General features: G+C 68.1%; 2 protein-coding genes and 1 pseudogene. All 3 read right to left on the reverse strand.

The genetic code is table 11. From position 1 onward, the window contains the following. Window positions 1–394: 394 nt before the first annotated feature. Entirely contained in the window at window positions 395–1,318 is a 924-nt protein-coding gene (locus tag ETD85_RS60875; protein WP_138698867.1) for a tyrosine recombinase XerC, read from the reverse strand. Between the two features lie 712 nt (window positions 1,319–2,030). Then, on the reverse strand, window positions 2,031–3,293 hold the full coding sequence (gene dprA, locus ETD85_RS60880) for a DNA-processing protein DprA (protein WP_206059621.1): 1,263 nt from the start codon (window positions 3,291–3,293) through the stop codon (window positions 2,031–2,033). Window positions 3,294–3,367: 74 nt separating this feature from the next. Continuing rightward, window positions 3,368–3,598 (reverse strand): annotated as a pseudogene (locus ETD85_RS64215) (hypothetical protein); the annotation flags it as partial.

A 3,598-nucleotide genomic window follows, 5' to 3' on the forward strand; every position in this document is an offset into this window, starting at 1 on the left:
CGCTGGCCCTCCCACCGCCAACCCGCCTGCTGGCTCTCTCACCCCCAACCCGCCTTTGGCCCTCTTACCGCCGACCCGCCTGGCCCTCTCACCGCAGACCTGCCTCACCACGGCCAATCCGCTCCCGTCACACCGCTGTCCTCATTGAATGAGCGCCCCGCCCCAGGCCGCCATTGCCTCAGGTGGGTGTCGGCCGCGTGATGGACCGACGATCAAGCGGCCGATCGCCTACCAGGGCTGTGGGCCGAACGGAAGAAGAGCCAGACCGCTCAACGGGACATCACCTCGCCCCTGCCCTCCATCCCCTCTCCTTCATGAACGAGTGGGCTGCCTGCGGCTCCGCAATTGAGCCTTTAGCCACGTCGGGTTTGGTGCGTGGAGCAGAGGTCACGGGTCACGCCCGCGGGTGCGCCTGCCGATACGCGGCACGTAGACGCTCGATCGAGACGTGCGTGTAGATCTGCGTCGTGTTCAGGGAGGCATGGCCGAGCAGCTCCTGAACGCTGCGTAGGTCGGCCCCGCCCTCCAGCAGGTGAGTCGCCGCTGTGTGCCGCAACCCGTGCGGGCCCATGTCCGGCATCCCCTCCACCTGCTTCAGCCGCGCGTGCACCACTCGCCGGACAGTTCCCGCGTCGATGCGGCCTCCACGTACCCCGAGAAAGAGGGCCGGTCCCGACCCCGCACGCACCCAGAGTGGGCGTCCGTGGATGCACCACCGATCCAGCGCCCGAAGAGCGGGTAGCCCGAACGGCACCGACCGCTCCTTCCGTCCCTTGCCCATGACTCGAATGACGTGCCGGTCGCGGTCCACGTCGTCGACATCCAGCGAGCACAGCTCACTCACCCGTACGCCCGTGGCGTACAGCAGCTCGAGCAGCGCCTGATCGCGCAGTTCCTTGGGGTCGCCCTCCGAGGGCACGTCCAGGACGGCCTGCGCCTGTTGCTGATCGAGTACGGCGGGAAGGGGACGGGGGGCCTTGGCGCTCCCGAGCATCAGACCGGGGTTCATCGGCAGCCAGCCGCGGCGATGACAGTACGCGGTGAAAGTGCGGGCGCAAGCGGTCCTGCGCGCCAGCGTGGCGCGGGCCTTACCCTCCCCGTGCTGTTCGGCCAGCCACTCCCTGAGCGTTCCGATATCCAGCGCCTCAAGCTGTCCGTCCAGATGGTCGAGCAGGGAGTTGAGGTCGGATAGGTAGGCTCGGACCGTATGCGGAGAAAGATCGCGTTCATACCGTAGGTATCGCCCGAACTCGGCCACCACCTCGTCCCTGTCCACAGCCGCATTCTCGTGTGGTCTTGGGTCTTCGCCTGCCGCCATGTTCTCGCGTGCGCTTGGGTTGTCGCCTGCCGCCGTGCTCTCATGCGCTCGCAAGTTCTCGCCCCCTGCCGCGTTCTCATCCGCTCTCAAGTTTCGCCCTCTGCCGCGTTCTCGTCCGCTCACAAGCTCTCGCCCACTGCCGCCGGTCAGGCTCAGTCTTATCCCCCAACCACGCGCTCGCCCGCCCTCAGACCCTCGTACCGCCGCGTTCCCACTCACTCAAGTCCCCACCCACCGCCGTGTCGCTTCCCAGCGGCGAGTCTTATCCCACATCCGCGCTCTCGCCCGCCCTCAGATCCTCACCTCGCCGCGTTTCCCCACGCTCAATGTCCCCATCCGCCGCCGTGCTGCCGACCGGGCTTGTGTCCCCTCCGACAACCGCGTTCTCGTCCGCTCTCAGACCCTCACCTCGCCGCGTTCCCACTCGCTCAAGTCTTCAACTGCCGCCGTGCTGCCGACCGGGCTTGTGTCCTCTCCTACATCCGCACTCTCGTGAGAGCCGAGCCCTTTGGTGGCAGTCACCTCATGGCTGTACCTGAAACACCCGTCATCCACCTAAGTCCGACTCCTGGGAAGAGACAACGCTTTGACCTCGACTCCGCCTGCGTGGATCCGAGCCACGGGGATTGGCTCTGGGACGCTGGCTGGGCTCGCGGCCTTGGCCGAAGCTTCGTTCTGGCCATCCGCTGCGGCAGGTCGCGTCCGCCGGCGATCAAGCTCTGACCGTTCGCCACGCTGGACCGGCTGGGGCAGGGTGATCGTCGTCGTCGGGGAGTGGCGGGTCTTCGGTGGGGTCGAGGTCCTCCCGCACGGGTGGAGGCTCCAGGACGGCGGTGTCGGGGGCCTTCGGGTAGGAGGCTGTTTGCTTGCGGAGGCGCCAGCCGTTCGCGGCTCGTTCTATGTAGCCGGCGGCAGCCAGGCCGCCCAACGCGCTGAGCGTGGTGTCCAGGCTTACTCCTGCCGCGACGGCTATCGAGGCGGGGCCTGCGCCGCCCCGAGCGGGGATCGCATCCAAGACTCTTTTGGTCGGCTCGTTGAGCCTGTCTCGGGGGACCGCCGGGGCCCGGGATTGCGTGGCCAGGTCGTCGCCTATGACGCCGACGAGGTCGATCATTTCCTCAGGTGAGGTGATGCAGACTGCTTTGCGTTCGCGGAGAAGTTTGTGGCAACCGGCTGACATGCCGGAGGTGACCGGGCCGGGGACCGCTCCTAGATGTCTGTTCAGGGTCAGGGCGTGGGTGGCCGTGTTGAGGGCTCCGCTGCGTAGGGCCGCCTCCACCACTACGGTGCCTCGCGACAGGGCGGCTATCAGGCGGTTCCGGATGAGGAACCGGGCTCGCGTGGGGTGGACGCCGGGTGGGCATTCGCTGATCACCACCCCCTGCTCTCGGATCGCGGCGAAGAGCGTGTCGTGCTCGCTTGGGTAGCAGACGTCCACTCCGCAGGCCAGGACCGCGACCGTTGGCGAATCGGCGACCAATGCGCCTCGGTGGGCCGCGGCGTCTACTCCGAAGGCACCTCCAGAGACGACGCTCCAGCCGGCCTCGCTGAGGCCGACTCCGAGCTCGGCTGCGGCATGCACGCCGTACGCCGTGGCGGCCCGGGCACCCACTACCGCCACGGATTTTAGGCAGGCGAAGCGGAGGTTTGCGGTGCCGTGGAGCCACAGTCCGAGGGGGCGGCTGGGGCCGAGCTGGTCGAGTTGGCTGGGCCATTCCGGGCTGCCGGGGATGATGAGCCTGGCTCCCGATTTTTCACCGGCGTCCAGGTCTGCGGCGGGGTTGGCGGCCGAGAGGCGGGCGTACCACGCGTTCAGGCGGCCGGTTAGGTTGGGTGGGCGCTGGTCCTGCTGGGTTTCCGGGGTTGTGAAGTCTGGAGGCAGTTCCCGGGCGCGGATCGCCTCGACCACTCGGGGGGCGCCGTAGCGCGTGACGAGGGTACCCATGATCGTGTCGCCTACGTCTGCGGCTCTCATGAGAGCGGCTCTGGCCACATGGTCCGCGCTGGTGGGCGGCGTAGGAGTGGATGTGGGTGTCGGAACTGCGCCAGTCATGGTGTCTCGGGCACGGGTTCGGGCAGGGCTATGACCTTGGGCTTGGGCTTGGGCTTGGGCTTGGGCTTGCGCTTGGGCTCGGGCTCGGGCTTGGGCTCGGGCTTCGGCTTCGGCTTCGGCTTGGCCGTCTTCTCGGATCTGGCCGTCCTCTCGGACCCGGCCGTCCTCTCGGACCTGGGCGGGGCCTTGGACCTGGGCGGGGTTTTGGGCTTGGGCGGGGCCGTCAC

The sequence above is a fragment of the Nonomuraea zeae genome (assembly GCF_005889725.1).
Lineage (GTDB): Bacteria > Actinomycetota > Actinomycetes > Streptosporangiales > Streptosporangiaceae > Nonomuraea > Nonomuraea zeae.

Coding starts and splice junctions, on each gene's coding strand:
- ETD85_RS60875 (WP_138698867.1), bottom strand. CDS start 1,318: ATGGCGGCAGGCGAAGACCCAAGACCACACGAGAATGCGGCTGTGGAC.
- dprA (WP_206059621.1), bottom strand. CDS start 3,293: ATGAGAGCCGCAGACGTAGGCGACACGATCATGGGTACCCTCGTCACG.